Genomic DNA, 20,548 nt, shown 5'->3' on the forward strand with positions numbered 1-20,548 from the left:
GGGGCCATGGGCGATGGCGGACAGATGCAGGCCGATGCCGGTATTTGTCCGACGATAGGGCCCGCGAAGAGGTCGATCCTCGCGGCGCCGCCGGCACCGAGGCGACGTGCGGCTGCAATGACGGGCCACCGCGGATCGCCGCCGGACGCCTGCATCGAGGTTGTGCGCAACACACGAAAGAACAGGGCGACCGGCCGACTGCGGCACGGCTGCCCGCCGGGCACGCGACATGCGGAATGTGCGCGTCTGAACCCGATCCCCAATGATCAACATCCGACCATGTCTACGCCACCTGACAAACCCAATTCGCGTCGCCGTTTCCTACGCACCTCGGTCGCGCTCGTGCCGATCGCGTCGGTCGCCGGCTGCGACCTGCGCTCGTCGTCGTCCGCGACGACGGCCGGCAACGCGTCCGCTGCGTCGGCCAGCGCCGAACGCGCGCCGTACAAGCCGACCTTTTTCGATGCGAAGGAATGGGCGTTCGTCCAGGCCGCCGTCGACCGGCTGATTCCGGCCGACGCCGAAGGCCCCGGCGCACTCGAAGCGGGCGTGCCCGAATTCATCGATCGCCAGATGGAGACGCCGTATGCGCACGGTGCGACGTGGTATATGCAGGGGCCGTTCCAGCAGGGCGTGCCCGAGCTCGGCTACCAGTTGAAGCTGGTGCCGCGCGACATCTACCGGCTCGGCATCGCGGCCGTCAACCGCTATTGCGAAAAGGCGCACGGCAAGGCGTTCGCGGATCTCGACGCGCCGACGCGCGACACGGTGCTCGGCGCGCTGGAAAAGGGCGGCGCGCAGATCGACGACGTCCCGCCCGGCGTGTTCCTCGGCCAGTTGCTGCAGAACACGCGCGAAGGCTACTTCTGCGATCCGGTGCATGGCGGCAATCGCGACATGGCCGCGTGGAAGATGATCGGTTTCCCGGGCGCGCGCGCGGACTTCATGGATTTCGTCAACCAGAGCGGCAAGCCCTATCCGTACGGCCCCGTCTCGATCAACGGGGAGCGCAGCTGATGGCCTCGGATAAGAAGCCGCATGTCGATGCGGTGATCGTCGGCTTCGGCTGGACCGGCGCGATTCTCGCGAAGGAACTGACCGAAGCGGGCCTGAACGTCGTCGCGCTCGAGCGCGGCGAATATCGCGACACCTATCCGGACGGCGCGTACCCGAACACGATCGACGAGCTGACCTACAACATCCGCAAGAAGCTGTTCCTCGACCTGTCGAAGACGACCGTGTCGATCCGCCACGGCCTGCAGGACACCGCGCTGCCGTACCGGCAGCTCGCCGCGTTCCTGCCGGGCGAAGGCGTCGGCGGCGCGGGGCTGCACTGGTCGGGCGTGCACTTCCGGATCACGCCGGAAGAACTGCGCTTGCGCAGCCACTATGAAGAGCGCTACGGCAAGAAGTTCATCCCCGAAGGGATGACGATCCAGGATACGGGCGTCACGTACGACGAGCTCGAGCCGCATTTCGATTTCGCCGAGAAGGTGTTCGGCACGTCGGGGCAGGCGTACAAGGTCGGCGGCAAGGTGGTCGGCGACGGCAACGTGTTCGAGGCGAACCGCAGCGACAACTTCCCGCTGCCGGCGCAGCTCAATACGTATTCGGCGCAGCGCTTCTTCGATGCGGCGCACTCGCTCGGCCTGCATCCGTACCGGCTGCCGTCGGCGAACACGTCGGGGCCGTACACGAACCCGTATGGCGTGCAGATGGGCCCGTGCAACTTCTGCGGCTACTGCAGCGGCTATGCGTGCTACATGTACTCGAAGGCGTCGCCGAACCTGAACATCCTGCCGGCGCTGAAGCAGGCGCCGAACTTCGAGCTGCGCTCGAAGTGCCACGTGCTGCGCGTCGACCTCGACGACACGAAGAAGCGCGCGACCGGCGTGACCTACGTCGATCCGGCCGGGCGTGAAGTGCACCAGCCGGCCGATCTCGTGATCGTGGCCGCGTTCCAGTATCACAACGTGCATCTGCTGCTGCTGTCGGGCATCGGCAAGCCGTACGACCCGGTGTCGGGCGAAGGCGTCGTGGGCCGCAATTTCGCGTACCAGAACCTGTCGACGATCAAGGCGTTCTTCGACAAGGACACCTACACGAATCCGTTCATCGGCGCGGGCGGCAACGGCGTCGCGGTGGACGACTTCAACGCGGACAACTTCGATCACGGCCCGCTCGGTTTCGTCGGCGGCTCGCCGCTGTGGGTGAACCAGGCCGGCGTGAAGCCGATCAGCGGCATCGCGACGCCGCCCGGCACGCCGCAGTGGGGCTCGGCGTGGAAGAAGGCGGTCAAGGACAACTACGCGCACACGATCTCGATGGATGCGCACGGCACGAACATGTCGTACCGCGACGTGTATCTCGATCTCGATCCGACCTATCGCGATTCGTACGGCCAGCCGCTGTTGCGGATGACGTTCGACTGGAAGGACAACGACATCAAGATGGCGCGGTACGTGACCGGGCAGATGAAGAAGATCGCGGAGGCGATGGGGCCGAAGGCGATCGGCGTGTCGACGCGCGAGTTCGGCAAGCACTTCGACTCGCGCCAGTACCAGACGACCCACCTCGTCGGCGGCGCGATCATGGGCACCGACCCGAAGACGAGCGTGCTGAACCGCTATCTGCAGTGCTGGGACGTGCACAACGTGTTCGTGATGGGCGCGTCCGCGCTGCCGCAGGGCATCGGCTACAACCCGACCGGGATTATCGCGGCGCTGGCCTATTGGTCGGCACGCGCGATCCGCGAGCAGTACCTGAAGAATCCCGCCCCGCTGGTGACCGCATGATGAGGACGATGAACCACCACAACGCCGCGCGCCGCGTATCCCCGCTGCGGCGCGCGCTGGCGATCGGCACGGCATGGGCGGCATTCGGTCTCGCGAGCGGCGCCGCATTCGCGCAGCCGGCGTCCGCGCCGGCCGCGGCTTCGGGCCCGGCGGCCGCACCGGCTGCCCAGTCCGCCGACGCGGCCCTCGTCAAGCGCGGCGAATACCTTGCCCGCGCAGGCGACTGCATCGCCTGCCACACCGCGAGCGGCGGCAAGCCGTTCGCGGGCGGGCTGAAGTTCGACACGCCGATCGGCGGCATCTACTCGACGAACATCACGCCGGACCCGAAGACGGGCCTCGGCGGCTGGACCTACGAGGACTTCACCCGCGCGGTACGCGAAGGCGTGCGCAAGAACGGCGACACGATGTATCCGGCGATGCCGTTCCCGTCGTATGCGCGGCTGACCGACGACGACATGAAGGCGCTGTACGCGTACTTCATGCACGGCGTCGCGCCGGTCGAGCACGAGAACCGCGCGGTCGACATCGTGTGGCCGCTGTCGATGCGCTGGCCGCTCGGCATCTGGCGCAAGATGTTCGCGCCGTCGCCGAAGCCGTTCGACGCGGCACCGTACACGGACCCGGTGGTCGCGCGCGGCGCGTACCTGGTGCAGGGGCTCGGCCACTGCGGCGCGTGTCATACGCCGCGCGCGCCGACGATGCAGGAGCGCGGGCTGACCGACGCGGACGGCCTCGACTTCCTGGCCGGCGGCGCGGCGATCGACGGCTGGGTGCCGACGAGCCTGCGCGGCGAGCCGCGCACGGGCCTCGGCACGTGGAACGAAACCGAGATCGTGCAGTTCCTGAAGACCGGCCGCACGCTGCGCACGGCCGCGTTCGGGGGAATGACGGACGTGGTCGGCCACAGCATGCAGCACATGACCGACGACGACCTGAACGCGATCGCGCGCTATCTGAAGACGTTGCCGCCGCGCGTGCAGGGCGAGCAGCCGCACGTGTACGACGCGGCCGCCGCGAAGGCGCTGCAGAGTGGCGACGCGGGCAAGCCGGGCGCGGCCGTCTATCGCGACAACTGCATGGCCTGCCATCGCAGCGACGGTCACGGCTACACGCGCGTGTTCCCGGCGCTCGCCGGCAACCCGGTCGTGCAGGGCGACGATCCGACCTCACTGATCCACGTCGTGCTGGAAGGCAGCGCGCTGCAAGGGACGCGTACCGCGCCGTCGACCTTCACGATGCCGCCGTTCGGCTGGCGCCTGTCGGACCAGGAAGTCGCGGACGTGTCGAATTTCGTGCGCACGAGCTGGGGCAACACGGGCGCGCCGGTGACCGCCGCGCAGGTCGCGAAGGTGCGCAAGAGCGTGCCGTCGACGCGGCCCGAGCCGCCGCCGGGCGCGCGGTTCCCGCAAGCGTCGCGCTGACGGGGCATCGACCCGCCTGCCGCCCCGGTCAGCGCCGACGGGCGGCGGGGCGGCGATGTCTTTCCCGTTGCCGGGGTTGCACCCCGCCAATACGCGCCGCCGCGTGAAATTTTTTCGGCGGCGCGACATTTTTCCGCCTCATCCCGTATCCTTTCACTCTTGAACCTTACTAAATAGTTACAAGAACTTGGGAGGGGGGATGCCTCATGACGTCAGCCTGATTGCGTTGCTCGCGGCCGGTTTCGGTCTCGCGATGATCTTCGGTTACCTCGCGTCGCTGCTGAAAATGCCGCCGCTCGTCGGCTATCTGCTCGCCGGGATCGTGATCGGCCCCGGTACGCCCGGCTTCGTCGGCGACCTGTCGCTCGCGCAGCAGCTCGCCGAAGTCGGCGTGATGCTGCTGATGTTCGGCGTCGGTCTGCACTTTTCGCTCGGCGATCTCCTCGCGGTGCGCAAGATCGCGCTGCCGGGCGCCATCGTGCAGATCACCGTCGCGACGCTGCTCGGCGGCGGGCTCGCGCTCACGTGGGGCTGGAGTCTCGGTGCGGCGCTCGTGTTCGGGCTCGCGCTGTCGGTCGCGAGCACCGTCGTGTTGCTGCGGGCACTCGAAGGACGCGGGCTCGTCGAGACGGTCAACGGGCGCATCGCGGTGGGCTGGCTGGTCGTCGAGGATCTCGTGATGGTGCTCGTGCTGGTCCTGCTGCCCCCGGTGGCGGGGCTGCTCGGCGGCACGCCGCCCGGCGACGCGCATGCGGCCGGCGGCAGCGTGTGGGGCACGCTCGGCGTCACGATGCTGAAGGTCGCGGCGTTCATTGCGTTGATGCTGGTGGTCGGCAAGCGCGTGTTTCCGCGCATTCTGTGGCTCGTCGCGCGCACCGGTTCGCGCGAATTGTTCACCCTCTGCATGATTGCCGCGGCGGTCGGCATCGCGTTCGGCGCGGCGAAGCTGTTCGACGTGTCGTTCGCCCTCGGCGCGTTCTTCGCCGGGATGATGATGCGCGAGTCGGAATTCAGCCGGCGCGCGGCCGACGAGACGCTGCCGCTGCGCGACGCATTCTCGGTGCTGTTCTTCATTTCGGTCGGCATGCTGTTCGATCCGAAGATATTGCTCGACCAGCCGCTGCACGTGATCGAGGTCGCGGCCATCGTGCTGATCGGCAAGACGGTCGCGGCCGTGGCGCTCGTGATTGCATTCCGCTATCCGCTGAACACGGCGCTGACCGTGGGCGCCGGCCTGGCGCAGATCGGCGAATTCTCGTTCATCCTCGCGGGGCTCGGCCGGGCGCTCGGGCTGCTGTCGGCCGAGGGGCAGAGCCTGATCCTCGCGGTCGCGCTGATCTCGATCGCGATGAACACGCTGCTGTTCGCGACGATCGATCCGGCGCTCGCATGGATCCGCAAGCATTCGGCGTTCGCGCGCAAGCTCGAGGCGCGCGACGATCCGCTCGCCGCGCTGCCGATGTCGACGCCGCAGACGCATCTGACCGGGCAGGTCGTGATCGTCGGCTATGGCAAGGTCGGCACGCGGATCGCGCATGCACTGGACGAGCGCGGGATCGCGTATGTCGTCGTCGAGCAGAATCGCGAACTCGTCGAGAAGCTGCGCGCGGACGGCATCGCGGCCGTATCGGGTGACGCGATCGAGCCGATCGTGCTCGTGCAGGCGCATATCGCCCGCGCCGGGATGCTGGTCGTGACGCTGCCCGACGTGTTTGACGTGCGGCAGATCGTCGAGATCTCGCGCACGCTCAACCCGACGCTCGAGGTCGTGCTGTGCACGAACAGCGGCGACGAGGCCGCGCTGCTGTCGAGCGAGGGCATCGGCACCGTGTTCATGGGCGAGACCGAACTCGCGCGCGGGATGACCGAACACGTGCTCGGCCGGATGGCGAAACCGGTCGCGGCGGCGCATTGACGGCGTACGGCGGCGGCCGGCCCTGCGCGCTTCAGTCTCTGTGGTGTGTTGCTGCAGAGCGGGATAGGGCGGGGCGATGCGGATACGGCATCGCCGCCGGCGTCGTCAGCCTGCGGTAGCCGCCTTCGCGGGCGCGGGCGTGCCGGATTGCGCGGCCGTCTTGAGCGATGCCGACGGTTTCTGCGTGACGGTCGTGGTTGCCGCCGCCGCTTTCGGCGCGGCGACCGTCTTCTGCGGCGCGGCGGCCTTCGCCGGCGCGTTCTTCTCCGGTTCGACCGGTGCATCGGGCGGCACGCCGAGCAGCTGCAGCGAGCCGCTCGTGACCGACGCGAACACCGGGCCGGCCACGGTGCCGCCGTAGTAGCCCTTGCCGCGCGGCTCGTCGATCATCACCGCGACGATCAGGCGCGGGTCGCTCATCGGCGCCATCCCGGCGAACAGCGCGCGGTACTTGCCTTTCGCATAGGTCGCGCCGACCTGCTTGCGTGCGGTACCCGTCTTGCCGCCGATCCGGTAGCCGTCCACGCGCGCGCGGCGCCCGGTGCCGCCTTCACCCACCGCCATCTCGAGCATCGAGCGGATCGCGGCGGCCGTTTGCGGCGACGTCACGCGGTGGCCGCGGTGCGCGTCGATCGTCTGCTGGTCGGTGCCGTTCTTCAGCAGCGACACCGGGTGCAGCGTGCCGTCGCCCGCATAGGCGGTGTAGGTCTGCGCGATCTGCAGCAGCGACATCGACAGCCCGTAGCCGTACGCCATCGTCGCCTGCTCGATCGGCCGCCAGCGCTTGTAGCCGCGCAACCGGCCCGACGCGACGCCCGGGAACGTCAGTTCCGGTGCGCGGCCGATCCCGTACTCCTGGTATTTGTTCCAGATCGTTTCGGCGGGCAGGTTCAGCGCCAGTTTCGCGAGCGCGACGTTGCTCGACTTCTGCAGCGCCTGCGATACCGTCAGCGACCCATGATTCGACGTGTCGTGGATCACCGCCGGGCCGATCTTGTAGGTGCCCGGCGACGTGTTGATGATCGTGTTCGGCGTGACCTTGCGCTCGTCGATCGACAGCGCGACGACGAGCGGCTTGATCGTCGAGCCCGGTTCGAACGTGTCGATCACCGCGCGGTTGCGCAATTGCTGGCCGGTGAGGCGGGCGCGGTCGTTCGGGTCGAAGGTCGGATAGTTCGCGAGCGCGAGGATCTCGCCGTTCTGCGCGTCGAGCACGACGACGCTGCCGGCCTGCGCGTTGTTTTCGATCACGGCGGCCTTGAGCTGGCTGAACGCGAGCTGCTGGATGCGGCGGTCGATCGTCAGTTCGATCGTCGCGCCGTGCTGCGCGGGCACGAGCGGGCGCGTGTCCGACACGATGCGGCCGAGCCGGTCGCGGATCACCTCCCGCTGGCCCGACGTGCCCTGCAGGCGCGCGTTCGCCGCGAGCTCGACACCTTCCTGGCCCCTGTCCTCGACGTTCGTGAAACCGACCACGTGCGCGGCCGATTCGCCTTCCGGGTAGAAGCGCTTCGAATCGGCGATCTGCGTGATGCCGTCGATCGCGAGCTTGTCGAGCCGGCTGGCGGTGTCCGCGTCGACCTGTCGCTTGAGCAGCACGAACGTCTTGTCGTTGCCGAGACGTCGCTTCACCTCGACGAGCGGCATGTCGAGCAGCTTCGCGATCTGCGGGTAATCGGTGTCGGCGACCTGTTTCGGGTTCGCCCAGATTTCATAGGTCGACAGGCTGACCGCGAGCATCGCGCCGTTGCGGTCGACGATGCGCCCGCGCATCGCGTCGAGCTCGATCGTGCGCTGATAGCGCTTCTGGCCCTGGCCGACGTAGAAATCCTGGTTCGCGACCTGCACCCAGAAAGCGCGCGCGATCAGCGCCGCGAACGCGAGGAACACGACGACCACGATCAGCCGCGAGCGCCACATCGGCAGGCGCGCCGCGAGCATCGGATTCTTGGTCGCCGCCGCGTACGGAGCGGCGGGGCGGGTCTTCTTTTTCAAGCTCATGCAATGGCCGGGTCGGGCCGCCGGATGGCGGCTGGTCAGTCTGAATAATGCGATTGTAATAAATGAGTAAACATCGTGTGTGGAAAGTGTGTTCCGGCCCCGCAAAAAGGCGAATGGCAGGCCGTCTGAAAAGGGAGAGGAAGGAGCAGGAAAGGCGGGGCCGGCGCGAGATTCCGCGCCACGTGCGGATGATGGAACACGGACGATCCATCGCATGCCGATGCGGGCGGATGGTCTGCGGCATGGTTCGATCGCGATCGTCCCGGCGCGCGATCAATTGCCCGCACTTCGGTTATTTCTTTAATCTCGAAAATGAAAAGCGCCTCCCACCGAGGCGCCATTCATACTGAATATCGAAATGAATATCACTGATACCGGAATAAACCCGAAAACCGCAGACGATAGATGTCAATAATACCTATCGGGCAACGGAAATAAATTCCTGGTATTCCGGCTGGGTCGTGCAGGTATCGACCGCCTGCAGGCGCCACGCGCCGTCGGGATGCTCGCCGGCGAGCACCGCGCGGCCCTGTTCGCGCCGCGTCGCATCGAACGACAGGCCCTTCAGCTGACAGACGGCATTGCCGCTGTCGGCCGCGCACAGCGCCATCGCGCCCTCCACATCGCGGACCTTGCCCCAGGTCGGGAGGTCGATGCCCTGATGTGCCTCGCGCGACCACAGCCCCTCGTCGGTATCGACCCACAATACCGCGAACGAATGCCGGGTTGCCGATTCGCTGCCATTAATCCGAATGGTGAGGCGCATTGCATCGTCTCCTGAAAAAAATGACGCATCCGACCGTTTTGACTTGAACAGTCTAGATAGACTGGTGTGAAACGCAAGTGATAATCCGCAATAAATCCATATTGAGCCCATTTCGATTTCAGATGAAACGACGTCTGACGATTCATGGTCGTTCCGGAGGCGTCAGCACACGCGGGCGATACCGGCGACAGCGGCGTCCGGGCCGGCACGCGCGACGGTCAGGACATGGGACGACAGGGCCGCTCGCCGCGTCGATCTGTCGCGCGCCGGCCGCCGTCGAAACCGGGCGAGCGACGCGCATCCGGCGCCGGTCGAATGCAGTCGGGCGAGGCCTTTCTGCGTTTTGACGCAGCGGCCGGCACGACACACTCCGACAATCGCGTACAAATCGGCACACTTTCACGAAACTTTCGGGACAGACTTGCATGCGGTCCGGCCCCACACTGGGAACTTCCCGATCCTGTGCCGCGGATGCCCGTCCGCGCCGGCTGCCGCTGGCTCGTGCCAGAGCGCGATCGACGCGATCGCAGGGCGCACGCCTGATCGGGAGCCGCCGGGGCGCGCGTCAGCCCCGGCCCGGCCAGTGAGCCGTGCGCCGCCCGCAACCGCGGGTGCCGCGCCGCCTGGCCGACTCTTCGAAGGAGACTATCGTGCTGATCTGGAAAACCGCGTTGTCGCTGAACTGGCGGACGAGCCTCGTGTCGCCGGCCAGCGCACCGGTCGCGGCGGCGAACGTCGGACGGCTGGTGCTGACCGGCGCGACCGGCTTCATCGGCAGTACCGTGCTGACCGCGCTCGTCAATGCAGGGTTGCTCGAACGCATCGTCTGCGTCGTGCGCGCGCAGGATCGCGGCCACGCGGTCGCGCGGCTGCGTGAAGCCGCGCTGCGCGCGGGGCTCGCGCCGTACTGGGCGTCGCGCCTGACCGACGCGAACGTGATCGTCGGCGCGCTCGGCGACGTGTGGCACGGCGCCGATGCGCCGCGCCTGGCTGGCGCGACCCACGTGATTCACTGCGCGGGCCATGCGTCGCCGGCCGACGGCGCGCACCTGCAGGCCGACGTCGCCGATGCGGTGCGCTTCGCCGAACGCTTTGCGCGCGCGCCGCGCCTGCAGCGCTTCGTCTACGTCGGCACGGCCTACGCGCATGCCGGCCGTGGCGGAATCGTGCGGGAAGAGGCGGAACGCGACGCCGGGAACGATGTCGCGCCGGGCGACGAAGGTCTACCGGGCGCGGTGCTCGCGGCCGATTACCTGCACGCGAAGGCGGAGACGGAACAGCGCCTGCGCGCGCTCGGGCTGCCGCTCGTCGTCGTGCGGCCGTCGCACGTGGTCGGCCACACGGTGCTCGGTACGCGGCCCGCGCCGAATTCGTTCTGGATGTTCCGGCTTGCGCATGCGGCGCGCCGCTTCACCGCGCGGCCGATGACGCGCATCGACATCGTGTCGGTGGACGACGTGGCGCGCGCGACGATGCTGCTGGCCGTCAAGCCGACGCTCGCGCACGACGTCTATCACGTGTCGGCCGGCGACGAGGCGCCGCAAGTCGCGCAGATCGTGCGCGCGATGGACGAGGCGGCGGGGATGACCGGGGCGCCGCGCTACGCGGCATGCGCGCCGGCCGAACTGCCGCTCGTCGTGCGCGACGTGCTCGGGCGCCCCGACCCGGCACTCGAGCGCGTGATCGGCCGAGCGTTGCAGCGCTGCGGGGAATTCGCGACGGTCGATCGCGTGTTCGACAACCGCCGCGTGCGCGACGAAATCGATTTCGAGCCGTTGCCGTTCATCGATTACGTCGAGGAGTGCATGCGCACGTCGCGCGGAGTGGCCGTGACCGAACTGATGCGCGGCGCGATCCACTGACCGCCACTGACGCCCGCGTCGCACCGGCGCCCGTTCCCGCACGTGGCGGGCGCCGCTTTAGGCGTGGCTGCCGAGCTCGATGAGCCGGTCGAGCGCGCGGTAGATGTCCTCGAGGCCGTCCTGGCCGAATCGCGATTCGAGCTGACGATATTGCTCGTCGATGCGCGGACCGATTTCCGTCACCAGTTTCCTGCTTTGCGGCGTCAGGCTGACCAGCAGCCGGCGCTGATCCTCCTGCGCGCGCATGCGCGTGATCAGGCCGTCGCGCTCCATCCGTTCCAGCACGCCGGTCAGGCTCGGGCTCAGGATGCAGCAGCGTTTCGCGATCTGCCCGGCTTCGAGCGCCTGCGCCGGTTCGCCGTCGAGCACGCGGATGATCCGCCATTGCTGTTCGGTCAGCGAGAATTCCTTGAGAATGGGGCGAAACAGGCCCATCAGCGTTTCGCGGGCCTCGAGCAGCAGCATGGCCAGGTTGCGATGGTCGAGCGTACGGTTCATCAGGGTGAGCAGAGGACGGGGACGCATCAATCTTAACAGCCGAAGCTGATGGATTTCGTGTATCAGGGTAATCGAGGTTGCCAGCGCCCGATTGTTTACTTAAGATGTTAAGTATTGACGATGCGCCGCGACGCGCGGCAGGGGAATGACGCATGGAGCTGTCTTGCACGACCGCCGCGGCGCCGCCGTTGCCGGTCGCCATCGGTACCGTCTACGGCGCGCTGCTCAACGAGCGCGCGGCCCTCGCCGCGCTCGGCGATGCCGTGAACGCGCCGCCTTACGGCCGCCCGCCGCAGGCGCCGATCCTCTACATCAAATCCGCCAACACGCATGTGGCCGACGGCGCGGCCGTCGCCGTGCCGGCCGGCGTCGACGCGCTGGAGATCGGCGCGTCGGTGGCCGTCGTGTTCGCCCGGCGCGCGACGCGCGTGGCGGCCGCGCAGGCGCTCCACTACGTGCACGGCTTCACGCTCGCGAGCGACCTGTCGGTGCCGCATCCCGATTACTACCGTCCGGCCGTGCGTTTCAAGTGCCGTGACGGCTTTTGCCCGCTCGGCCCGGCGATCGTGCCGGCCGCCGCGCTCGCCGATGTCGACGCGATCGGCCTGACGGTGCGGATCGACGGCGAGGTGGCCGCGTCCGCATCGACCGCGACGCTGATTCGCCCGGTGCGCGACCTGATCGCCGACGTGACGGCCTTCATGTCGTTCGACGCGGGCGACGTGCTGCTGCTCGGCGTCGCGGGCGGCGCACCGCGCGCCCGCGCGGGCAGCACGATCGAGATCGCCGCGACCGGTATCGGCACGCTGCGGCATACGCTGATCGCGGAGGAAGCACGATGAAGACGGCGCGCGTGATCTACAACGGGGCACTGCATGCAGCCGAACCGGCAGGCGACGGCGCGATCCGCCTCGATACGGGGCGCGTGGTGGCGGAGGACGCGGTGGCGTGGCTGCCGCCCGTCGCGCCGCGCACGACGTTCGCGCTCGGCCTGAACTACGCCGACCATGCGAAGGAACTCGCGTTCAACGCGCCGAGCGAACCGCTGATCTTCCTGAAGGGGCCGAACACGTTCGTCGGCCACCGGTCGCGCACGGTGCGCCCGGCGGACGCCACGCACATGCACTACGAGTGCGAGCTGGCCGTCGTGATCGGCCGGCCCGCGCGCCATGTGAGCCGCGCGCAGGCCATCGACTACGTGGCCGGCTATACGGTCGCGAACGACTACGCGATCCGCGACTATCTCGAGAACTACTACCGCCCGAACCTGCGCGTGAAGAACCGCGACACCTGCACGCCGCTCGGGCCGTGGTTCGTCAGCCGCGACGAGATCGGCGACGCGGGCGACCTGACGCTGCGCACGACGGTGAACGGCCGGGAGACGCAGCGAGGCAGCACGCGCGACATGGTCTTCGACGTGCCCGCGCTGATCGAGCACATCAGCAGCTTCATGACGCTCTCGCCGGGCGACCTGATCCTGACCGGCACGCCCGAGGGGCTCGCGGACACGAAGCCGGGCGACGAGGTCGTGACCGAAATCGAAGGGATCGGCCGGCTCGTGAGCACGATCGTCGGCGAAGCAGACTACTATCGCGCCGGCTGAGGCCGTCGCCCAAGGAGAGCACATGACCATCAAGCACTGGATCGACGGCCGCGAAGTGGAGAGCCGCGAAACCTTCACGACGCTGAACCCGGCGACGGGCGACGTCATCACCGAGGTCGCGTCGGGCGGCGAGGCCGAGGTCGACGCCGCCGTGCGCGCGGCGAAGGAAGCATTTCCGAAATGGGCGAACACGCCGGCGAAGGAGCGCGCGAAGCTGATGCGCAAGCTCGGCGAGCTGATCGAGCGGAACGTGCCGATGCTCGCGGCGCTGGAGACGCAGGATACCGGCCTGCCGATCGCGCAGACGAGCAAGCAGCTGATTCCGCGCGCGTCCGAGAACTTCAACTTCTTCGCGGAAGTATGCGTGCAGATGAACGGCCGCACTTATCCGGTCGACGACCAGATGCTGAACTACACGCTGTACCAGCCGGTCGGCGTGTGTGCACTGGTGTCGCCGTGGAACGTGCCGTTCATGACGGCCACGTGGAAGACGGCGCCGTGTCTCGCGCTCGGCAACACGGCCGTGCTGAAGATGTCGGAGCTGTCGCCGCTCACGGCCGACCAGCTCGGCCGGCTCGCGCTCGAGGCCGGCATCCCGCCCGGCGTGCTGAACGTCGTGCAGGGTTACGGCGCGACGGCCGGCGATGCGCTCGTGCGGCATCCGGACGTGCGCGCGGTGTCGTTCACGGGCGGCACGGTCACGGGCAAGCGGATCATGGAACGCGCGGGCCTGAAGAAGTACTCGATGGAGCTCGGCGGCAAGTCGCCGGTGCTGATCTTCGACGACGCGGATTTCGACCGCGCGCTCGACGCGTCGTTGTTCACGATTTTCTCGATCAACGGCGAACGCTGCACCGCGGGCTCGCGGATCTTCGTTCAGCGCACGATCTACGATCGCTTCGTGCAGGAATTCGCGCGCCGCGCGAACAACCTGGTGGTCGGCGATCCGGCCGATCCGGGCACGAATCTCGGCGCGATGATCACGCGCCAGCACTGGGAGAAGGTGACGGGCTATATCCGCCTCGGCGAGCAGGAAGGCGCGCGCGTGGTCGCGGGCGGTGCGGACAAGCCGGCAGGGTTGCCCGACCATCTGCGCCGCGGCAACTTCGTGCGGCCGACCGTATTCGCCGACGTCGACAACCGGATGCGTATCGCGCAGGAAGAGATCTTCGGGCCGGTTGCATGCATCATCCCGTTCGAGGACGAGGAAGAAGGGTTGCGGCTCGCGAACGACACGGCGTACGGCCTCGCGTCGTACATCTGGACGCAGGACGTCGGCAAGGTGCATCGGCTCGCGCGCGGCATCGAGGCCGGGATGGTGTTCGTGAACAGCCAGAACGTGCGCGACCTGCGCCAGCCGTTCGGCGGCGTGAAGGAATCGGGCACCGGGCGCGAGGGCGGCGAGTACAGTTTCGAGGTGTTCGCGGAGATCAAGAACGTGTGCATCTCGATGGGTTCGCATCACATTCCTCGCTGGGGCGTGTAACGGGAGCGGGTCGTGTCGCCGCAAGAACGAACGATTGGGAGACTTAACGATGGGCAAACTGTCCCTCGCCGCGAAGATCACGCACGTGCCGTCGATGTACCTGTCGGAACTGCCCGGCCGGCATCACGGCTGCCGTGAGGCGGCGATCCGCGGCCACCGGCTGATCGGCGAGCGCTGCCGCGCGCTCGGCGTCGACACGATCGTCGTGTCGGACGTGCACTGGCTCGTCAACGCGGGCTATCACGTGAACTGCAATGCGCGGTTCGCCGGCACCTATACGAGCAACGAGCTGCCGCATTTCATCCGCGACATGCAGTACGCGTATCCGGGCAACCCGGCGCTCGGCCGGCTGATCGCGGAAACGGCCACCGAGCGCGGCGTCGCGACGCGTGCGCACGAGATCGACAGCCTCGAGCTCGAATACGGCACGCTCGTGCCGATGCGCTACATGAACGGCGACCAGCACTTCAAGGTCGTGTCGATCGCCGGCTGGTGCATGTGGCACACGCTCGACGAAAGCCGGCGCTTCGGCGAGGCGCTGCTCGAAGCGATCGAGAAGAGCGATTCGAACGTCGCGTTCCTGGCGAGCGGCTCGCTGTCGCACCGCTTCAACGACAACGGCAGCCCCGAGGAATCGATCCACGAGATCAGCCGCGAATTCTTCCGGCAGGTCGACCTGCGCGTGGTCGAACTGTGGAAACAGGGCGATTTCAAGACCTTCTGCGCGATGCTGCCGGAGTACAACGTGCATTGCCACGGCGAAGGCGGCATGCACGACACGGCGATGCTGCTCGGGCTGCTCGGCTGGGATCGTTACGACCGGCCCGTCGAGATCGTCACCGACTATTTCGCGAGCTCGGGCACCGGGCAGATCAACGCGATCTTCCCGTTGCCCTGAGCGTGGCCGCCCGCCACGCATTCGAATCCGACCGGAGACTTGCCATGCCCCACATCGTCGTCGAATACACCGCGAACATCCGCGACGACGCCCGCATTCCCGTGCTGCTGCGCACGATCAACGCGACGCTGATCGCACAGGGCGGCGTGTTCCCGACCGGCGGCATCCGTTCGCGCGCGCTCGAGCTGCACGACTACTGCGTCGCCGACGGTACGGAGGACGACGCGTTCGTCCACGTGACGCTGAAGATCGGCTCGGGCCGCACCGACGCGCAGAAAAAAGCCGCGTGCGACGCGCTGTTCGATGCGATCAAGGTGCATTTCGCCGAGTTGTACGCGAAACGCTACCTTGCATTGTCGATGGAACTGACCGAGTTCAGCGAAAGCGGCTCGTACAAGCACAACAACATTCACGCCCGCTACAAGCGGGCCGGCTGAACTCCACTCCCGATCCGACCATGCTCGAACCCGCCATCATCGACCAGCTCGCGCACCGTCTGCACGACGCCGAACGCGCGCGCACGCAGATCCGCCAGATCTCGCTCGACCATCCCGACATCACGATCGACGACGCGTATGCGATCCAGCGCGCGTGGGTGACCCTCAAGCTCGCGGAAGGCCGCACGCTGAAGGGGCACAAGATCGGCCTCACGTCGAAGGCGATGCAGAACACGTCGCAGATCGACGAGCCCGACTACGGCGCGCTGCTCGACGACATGTTCTTCGAGGACGGCGGCACGATCCCGACCGGCCGCTTCATCGTGCCGCGCGTCGAGGTCGAGCTCGCGTTCGTGCTCGGCAAGCGGCTCACCGGCCCGAACTGCACGATCTTCGACGTGTACGACGCGGTCGATTACGTCGTGCCGGCGCTCGAGATCATCGATGCGCGCAGCCAGTCGATCGACCCCGAGACGAAACGGCCGCGCAAGGTGTTCGACACGATCGCCGACAACGCGGCGAACGCGGGCGTCGTGATCGGCGGCCGGCCGGTGCGCCCGCGGGACGTCGATTTGCGCTGGGTGGCGGCGATCATGTCGCGCAACGGCGTGGTCGAGGAAACCGGTGTCGCGGCCGGCGTGCTGAACCATCCGGCGAATGGCGTCGCGTGGCTCGCGAACCGGCTGTCGCGCTTCGACGTCGCGCTGGAACCTGGGCAGGTCGTGCTGGGCGGGTCGTTTACGCGGCCCTGCGCGGCGCGTTCGGGCGATACGTTCAGCGTCGACTACGGCCCGCTCGGGACGATCCAGTGCTACTTCGCGTGAGGTGAGGAACGATGCGGATTTCATCGAATGTCTTCAAGGCCGCGCTCGCACGCGGTGACGCGCAGGTCGGCCTGTGGCTCGGCCTCGCGAATCCGTACAGCGCCGAAGTGGTCGCGGGCGCCGGTTTCGACTGGCTGCTGATCGACGGCGAGCATGCGCCGAACACGGTGCCGACGATCCTCGCGCAACTGCAGGCGATCGCGCCGTATCCGTCGCATCCGGTCGTGCGCGTGCCGTGGAACGATCCGGTGATCGTCAAGCAGGTGCTCGATCTCGGCGCGCAGACGCTGCTCGTGCCGATGGTGCAGAGCGCGGACGAAGCGCGTGCGGCGGTGGCCGCGACGCGTTACCCGCCGCACGGAATGCGCGGCGTCGGCAGTGCGCTGGCGCGCGCATCGCGGTGGAATCGCGTCGGCGAGTACCTGCATCGCGCGAACGACGAGATGGCCGTGCTCGTGCAGGTCGAGACGCGCGCGGGGCTCGACGCGATCGATGCGATCGCGCGGGTCGACGGCGTGGACGGCGTATTCATCGGGCCGGCCGATCTGGCCGCCGATCTCGGTCATCTCGGCCATCCCGGGCACCCGGACGTGCAAGCTGCGATCGACGGTGCGATCCGCGCGATCAAGGCGGCCGGCAAGGCGCCGGGCATCCTGAGCGCGGATGAAGCGGCCGCGCGGCGCTATCTGGATGCGGGGGCGTTGTTCGTCGCGGTCGGCGTCGATACGACGCTGCTGGCACGGAGCGCGGAGCGGCTCGCCGCGCAGTTCAAGGGCCGCGGCGGCGACGCGAAGAAGGGCGACGGCACGTATTGACGCAGCGGTTGCGCACGGCGGTTTTGGTCTGCCGAACCCCGGCCTGCCGTCCTGCAACTTCATGTGCGTGCAGAGCTGCCCATTCTGCGTGTCGTTCTGCGTCCATATATTTCCCGGGCGTTGTCCCCAGCGCTCGCGCCAGTCTGGCCTGCTGGCGCTACTGCGCAAACGTCTGCCCCGTCTCGGCGGCGAAGCGGCGGCACGTCGTCCGCTCACCGATGCCGGCCCATTCGACCCGTTCCTCCGGTCGCCGGTTGTCCGCGAGGTTCGTAGCCAGTACATCGGTGATCTTCCTGAACCGCAGACCCTGTGGCCGCGCGAGCCGTTGTGCCTCGATACGCCAAGTTTTTGTAAACCTGATGCAATACTGATCTGAGTGCAGTTAGAATCGCGCAAGAGAGCCCATGTCATATTAATGACAATAAGTAAGCAAAAAGTAATAAAGGGATGGGAATGGACGCGCAAGATATTGTGAGGGCCCTTCACGGCGGATTGCTTCAGCAAGACCGTCTGCTGAAACTCGATACCCCGCTCGGCACCAACGTGCTGCTACCGCATCGTGTAGCGGGCTGGTCTCGGATCGGACGACAGTACGACTTCACGCTCGATGTGTTGTCGACGCGCAACGATCTCAAACTGAAGAAACTGATCGGGCAACCCATCACCCTGTGGATCCAGCAGGCTAACAAGTCGTATCTGCCTCGGCATGGCTATGTTTACTCGATAAGACGGCTGGGAGCGGAAGGTGGGCTGACCAGCTACCAGATCGGATTCGCATCGTGGATGAATTTCCTCAAGTTTCGCCGAGATCAACGTATCTGGCAGGACAGGCCTGTCGATGAAATCCTCAGCGACGTGTTCAACGCCCATCCGCAAGCGAAAGGACAGTTCAAGTTCGCACTTTCAAAGCCGCTGCCGCCAAGATCGTATTGCACTCAGTACGAGGACGACTGGAACTTCGTTCACCGGCTCATGGAGGCAGAAGGACTGTTCGGCATCTGGACGCAGGCTGGCGATGGCAAGTCGCACATGCTGACAGTTACTGATCGCCTAGACACTTGTGAGCAATCTACGCCGAAAGCGGTTCAATTTTCGCGAGACGGTGCAAATAGCGAGGTCGACGCACTGGTTCACTGGTCAGGAGTGCGAGTCCTACATAGCGCCGTGCTGACGACGCGCACGTTCGACTACAAGAATCCATCTTCCCTGGGAAATCCCAAGGGCACTAATGTACCGACAGTGTTGCCCGAATTGCCCGAACAGTTGGAGATGTACGAGTACACCGGCCCCTACACCTACCTGAAGCAAGAGCGAGGAGATTACCTTGCCAAGGTGCAAATGGAGGAGTGGGAGTCGAGCGCCAAGCGGTTCTACGGTACTGGCAGCCTGCGTGCGGCCGATGCGGGCAGGTGGTTCGAATTCACCGGGCATCCGGAGCACGATCGGGATTCTGCCGAGCGGCGTGAATTCGCGATTATCGAAACCGTATGGCTGATTGAGAACAACCTCCCAGGCTCAAGTCATCACGCTAACTTCCCTCATGGACTGCAGGAGCGTCTGTCCGACGCAATGGCGAGCCGGGGCATCGGAAACACATCGATCATTGTGCACGATGATGGAGCCAAAGGCTTCTTTCTCGTCGAGATAGAGGCGCAAAGAAAGGCCGTTCCGTATCGCAGCCCGTTCGAACACCGCAAGCCGGTCATGCAGATGCAGACGGCTACTGTGGTGGGTCCGCAAGGTCAGGAAGTCTATACGGATGAACTGGGGCGCGTGAAGGTGCAGTTCCACTGGGATCGTATTGGAAAACGTGACGAGCGCAGTTCGTGCTGGGTGCGGGTTGCACAGCCGTGGTCCAGCGCTCAGTTTGGCGGTATCCAGTTACCGAGAGTCGGTGACGAGGTGGTCGTGCCATTTTTCGATGGTGACCCTGACAGGCCGGTGATCACGGCCCGTGTGGGGAACGGCACGCATCGGCCGCAGTGGAATCTTCCCGATCAACATGCCCTGTCAGGCTTCGTCAGCAAGGAGATTGGTGGAGAGCAGAACAACGTCTGGCTGAAAGACGACACGGCGGGGCAAGTGCAGACCCAGATTCGGAGCGATCATCTTGAGTCAGGACTGCATTTGGGCTACCTCACGCGAGTCAGCGAACCCACTGGGCGCGGCGAGAAGCGTGGTGAGGGCGCGGAGTTGCGCACGGATGGTCACGTTGCGGTACGCGGCGCACGCGGGATGCTCCTGTCGACGCATGCCCGCCCCGGAGCGACTGGGGATACTTTCAGTGTCGACGAGGTGAATCTCCAACTTGTGAACGCGCAGGATATAGCCGCCGGCGTCGCGCAGTCGGCCCAGGCAGCAGGCGCGCAAGATGGCGAGCAAAAGGCTATTGCCAATTCGCTGAAGAGCCAGGCGAACTCGATAAAAGGTGGCGGTACGCTCAAACAGTTCGAGCGGCCGTATTTGGTGTTGGCCAGCCCTGCAGGCGTCGCGGCCACGACTGACGAACAGATTCACCTGAGCAGTGGCAAAACCACTGCAGTTACCACTGGCGAACATATGTCCGTCAGTACGGGCGGTGGATTTTTCGCCAGTGCACGTCGAGCGTTGCGCCTGTTCGCCTATGAGGCCGGTATGAGGCTCGTTGCGGCGGCCGGCGACATCGACGTGAAGGCACTAAAGGACAGCATCAATCTGCTGGCGAAGCTGAACGTTACGGTGACGGCCACGAAAATCACTATTAGTGCGCAGCAGGAGGTCGAGATCAACGGGGGCGGGAGCTATACCCGGTGGACAAGCGGGCAAATCAAGAGCGGCACATCGGGCGGCTTTGAAGTGCATTCGGCAAGCCAGACGTTCGTTGGTCCTGATAGCGTAAGCGCGCCGATTATTCCTGCTTTGCCGCCAGAGAAGGAGCAACTGCACTTCGCTTTGCAGGCGTTACCGGGTGAAGGGCATTTGATTTCCGGCGAGCCCTATGAGCTATACAAGGGGAGCGCAAAGATCGGCGCAGGCGTCACTGACGAATTCGGTCGGATCGTTGTGGACGATCACCAGGCAGGTACTCAAGCCTACACTGCTAAACTCAGCAACGGCGCAGAATACAATTTAAACGTCAAGGATGCGCTCAACGAAGAATCTGATCACCCGGATCAACGCACGAATCAAGGTGAGCGGTATGTCTGAGAGCAATGCCAATCGCATCCACTACTGAGAACAGCAGA

Annotated in this window: 16 protein-coding genes and 1 pseudogene; 13 read left to right on the forward strand and 4 right to left on the reverse strand. The window is 66.2% G+C overall.

The window, feature by feature from the left end:
- Nucleotides 1-279: 279 nt before the first annotated feature.
- The 4 genes from C4B30_RS20215 to C4B30_RS20230 all read left to right on the forward strand — a co-directional run bounded on the left by C4B30_RS20215 (nt 280) and on the right by C4B30_RS20230 (nt 6,134).
- The gene (locus C4B30_RS20215) at nt 280-1,017 is read left to right on the forward strand and encodes a gluconate 2-dehydrogenase subunit 3 family protein (RefSeq protein ID WP_027782881.1); all 738 of its coding nucleotides are present in this window, start codon (nt 280-282) and stop codon (nt 1,015-1,017) included.
- Complete coding sequence (locus C4B30_RS20220; protein ID WP_105132924.1) at nt 1,017-2,795, forward strand: GMC family oxidoreductase; 1,779 nt, start codon at nt 1,017-1,019, stop codon at nt 2,793-2,795. The genes C4B30_RS20215 and C4B30_RS20220 overlap by 1 nt, the downstream gene beginning before the upstream one ends.
- Complete coding sequence (locus C4B30_RS20225) at nt 2,792-4,219, forward strand: c-type cytochrome (RefSeq protein ID WP_105132925.1); 1,428 nt, start codon at nt 2,792-2,794, stop codon at nt 4,217-4,219. Before C4B30_RS20220 ends, C4B30_RS20225 begins: the two co-directional genes overlap by 4 nt.
- 199 nt (nt 4,220-4,418) lie before the next feature.
- Nucleotides 4,419-6,134: a cation:proton antiporter domain-containing protein gene (locus C4B30_RS20230; protein WP_027782884.1), complete on the forward strand. Its 1,716-nt coding sequence runs from the start codon at nt 4,419-4,421 to the stop codon at nt 6,132-6,134.
- Nucleotides 6,135-6,239: 105 nt separating this feature from the next.
- Here the strand turns inward: C4B30_RS20230 and C4B30_RS20235 are convergent, their stop codons facing one another.
- Complete coding sequence (locus tag C4B30_RS20235; protein ID WP_105132926.1) at nt 6,240-8,135, reverse strand: peptidoglycan D,D-transpeptidase FtsI family protein; 1,896 nt, start codon at nt 8,133-8,135, stop codon at nt 6,240-6,242.
- 418 nt (nt 8,136-8,553) lie between these two features.
- On the reverse strand, nt 8,554-8,901 hold the full coding sequence (locus C4B30_RS20240; RefSeq protein ID WP_027782886.1) for a DUF3564 family protein: 348 nt from the start codon (nt 8,899-8,901) through the stop codon (nt 8,554-8,556).
- A 650-nt stretch (nt 8,902-9,551) separates the two neighbouring features.
- Here C4B30_RS20240 and C4B30_RS20245 point away from each other — a divergent pair.
- Nucleotides 9,552-10,763: an SDR family oxidoreductase gene (locus tag C4B30_RS20245; RefSeq protein ID WP_105132927.1), complete on the forward strand. Its 1,212-nt coding sequence runs from the start codon at nt 9,552-9,554 to the stop codon at nt 10,761-10,763.
- Nucleotides 10,764-10,820: 57 nt separating this feature from the next.
- On the opposite strand, the gene hpaR is transcribed toward C4B30_RS20245, so the two are convergent.
- Nucleotides 10,821-11,261, reverse strand: coding sequence for a homoprotocatechuate degradation operon regulator HpaR (gene hpaR / locus C4B30_RS20250; protein ID WP_027782888.1), 441 nt, complete (start codon nt 11,259-11,261; stop codon nt 10,821-10,823).
- Between the two features lie 152 nt (nt 11,262-11,413).
- On the opposite strand from hpaR, the gene C4B30_RS20255 reads away from it, so the two are divergent.
- The 7 genes from C4B30_RS20255 to hpaI are packed head-to-tail and all read left to right on the forward strand — an operon-like array spanning nt 11,414 to nt 17,324.
- Nucleotides 11,414-12,103: a fumarylacetoacetate hydrolase family protein gene (locus tag C4B30_RS20255; protein ID WP_105132928.1), complete on the forward strand. Its 690-nt coding sequence runs from the start codon at nt 11,414-11,416 to the stop codon at nt 12,101-12,103.
- Entirely contained in the window at nt 12,100-12,864 is a 765-nt protein-coding gene (locus tag C4B30_RS20260) for a fumarylacetoacetate hydrolase family protein (protein ID WP_105132929.1), read from the forward strand. Before C4B30_RS20255 ends, C4B30_RS20260 begins: the two co-directional genes overlap by 4 nt.
- A 22-nt stretch (nt 12,865-12,886) precedes the next feature.
- Complete coding sequence (hpaE, locus tag C4B30_RS20265; protein WP_027782891.1) at nt 12,887-14,350, forward strand: 5-carboxymethyl-2-hydroxymuconate semialdehyde dehydrogenase; 1,464 nt, start codon at nt 12,887-12,889, stop codon at nt 14,348-14,350.
- A 49-nt stretch (nt 14,351-14,399) separates the two neighbouring features.
- Nucleotides 14,400-15,248 carry a 3,4-dihydroxyphenylacetate 2,3-dioxygenase gene (gene hpaD, locus C4B30_RS20270; protein ID WP_105132930.1) on the forward strand — a complete coding sequence of 283 codons (849 nt, stop codon included), beginning with the start codon at nt 14,400-14,402 and terminating at the stop codon, nt 15,246-15,248.
- 44 nt (nt 15,249-15,292) lie between these two features.
- The gene (locus C4B30_RS20275; protein ID WP_027782893.1) at nt 15,293-15,685 is read left to right on the forward strand and encodes a 5-carboxymethyl-2-hydroxymuconate Delta-isomerase; all 393 of its coding nucleotides are present in this window, start codon (nt 15,293-15,295) and stop codon (nt 15,683-15,685) included.
- Nucleotides 15,686-15,705: 20 nt separating this feature from the next.
- Entirely contained in the window at nt 15,706-16,509 is an 804-nt protein-coding gene (gene hpaH / locus C4B30_RS20280) for a 2-oxo-hept-4-ene-1,7-dioate hydratase (RefSeq protein WP_105132931.1), read from the forward strand.
- 11 nt (nt 16,510-16,520) lie between these two features.
- A complete protein-coding gene (gene hpaI, locus C4B30_RS20285; RefSeq protein ID WP_105132932.1) occupies nt 16,521-17,324 on the forward strand; it encodes a 4-hydroxy-2-oxoheptanedioate aldolase in 804 nt (267 codons plus the stop codon).
- Here hpaI and C4B30_RS36200 read toward each other — a convergent pair.
- Nucleotides 17,278-17,658: pseudogene (locus C4B30_RS36200) on the reverse strand (hypothetical protein); the annotation flags it as partial. The gene hpaI and the pseudogene C4B30_RS36200 overlap by 47 nt on opposite strands.
- 119 nt (nt 17,659-17,777) lie before the next feature.
- Here C4B30_RS36200 and C4B30_RS20290 point away from each other — a divergent pair.
- Entirely contained in the window at nt 17,778-20,510 is a 2,733-nt protein-coding gene (locus tag C4B30_RS20290; RefSeq protein ID WP_089502350.1) for a type VI secretion system Vgr family protein, read from the forward strand.
- The last annotated feature ends 38 nt before the right edge of the window (nt 20,511-20,548 follow it).

Origin of the sequence: Burkholderia sp. BE12 (genome assembly GCF_002959955.1) — a bacterium.
Classification (GTDB): domain Bacteria; phylum Pseudomonadota; class Gammaproteobacteria; order Burkholderiales; family Burkholderiaceae; genus Burkholderia.

Excerpts from the sequence above, each read along its gene's own strand:
- hpaD (WP_105132930.1), top strand. The coding sequence starts at position 14,400 with ATGGGCAAACTGTCCCTCGCCGCGAAGATCACGCACGTGCCGTCGATG.
- hpaH (WP_105132931.1), top strand. The coding sequence starts at position 15,706 with ATGCTCGAACCCGCCATCATCGACCAGCTCGCGCACCGTCTGCACGAC.
- hpaR (WP_027782888.1), bottom strand. The coding sequence starts at position 11,261 with ATGAACCGTACGCTCGACCATCGCAACCTGGCCATGCTGCTGCTCGAG.
- C4B30_RS20220 (WP_105132924.1), top strand. The coding sequence starts at position 1,017 with ATGGCCTCGGATAAGAAGCCGCATGTCGATGCGGTGATCGTCGGCTTC.
- C4B30_RS20240 (WP_027782886.1), bottom strand. The coding sequence starts at position 8,901 with ATGCGCCTCACCATTCGGATTAATGGCAGCGAATCGGCAACCCGGCAT.
- C4B30_RS20225 (WP_105132925.1), top strand. The coding sequence starts at position 2,792 with ATGATGAGGACGATGAACCACCACAACGCCGCGCGCCGCGTATCCCCG.
- C4B30_RS20260 (WP_105132929.1), top strand. The coding sequence starts at position 12,100 with ATGAAGACGGCGCGCGTGATCTACAACGGGGCACTGCATGCAGCCGAA.
- hpaI (WP_105132932.1), top strand. The coding sequence starts at position 16,521 with ATGCGGATTTCATCGAATGTCTTCAAGGCCGCGCTCGCACGCGGTGAC.
- hpaE (WP_027782891.1), top strand. The coding sequence starts at position 12,887 with ATGACCATCAAGCACTGGATCGACGGCCGCGAAGTGGAGAGCCGCGAA.
- C4B30_RS20235 (WP_105132926.1), bottom strand. The coding sequence starts at position 8,135 with ATGAGCTTGAAAAAGAAGACCCGCCCCGCCGCTCCGTACGCGGCGGCG.
- C4B30_RS20255 (WP_105132928.1), top strand. The coding sequence starts at position 11,414 with ATGGAGCTGTCTTGCACGACCGCCGCGGCGCCGCCGTTGCCGGTCGCC.
- C4B30_RS20290 (WP_089502350.1), top strand. The coding sequence starts at position 17,778 with ATGGACGCGCAAGATATTGTGAGGGCCCTTCACGGCGGATTGCTTCAG.
- C4B30_RS20215 (WP_027782881.1), top strand. The coding sequence starts at position 280 with ATGTCTACGCCACCTGACAAACCCAATTCGCGTCGCCGTTTCCTACGC.
- C4B30_RS20275 (WP_027782893.1), top strand. The coding sequence starts at position 15,293 with ATGCCCCACATCGTCGTCGAATACACCGCGAACATCCGCGACGACGCC.
- C4B30_RS20230 (WP_027782884.1), top strand. The coding sequence starts at position 4,419 with ATGCCTCATGACGTCAGCCTGATTGCGTTGCTCGCGGCCGGTTTCGGT.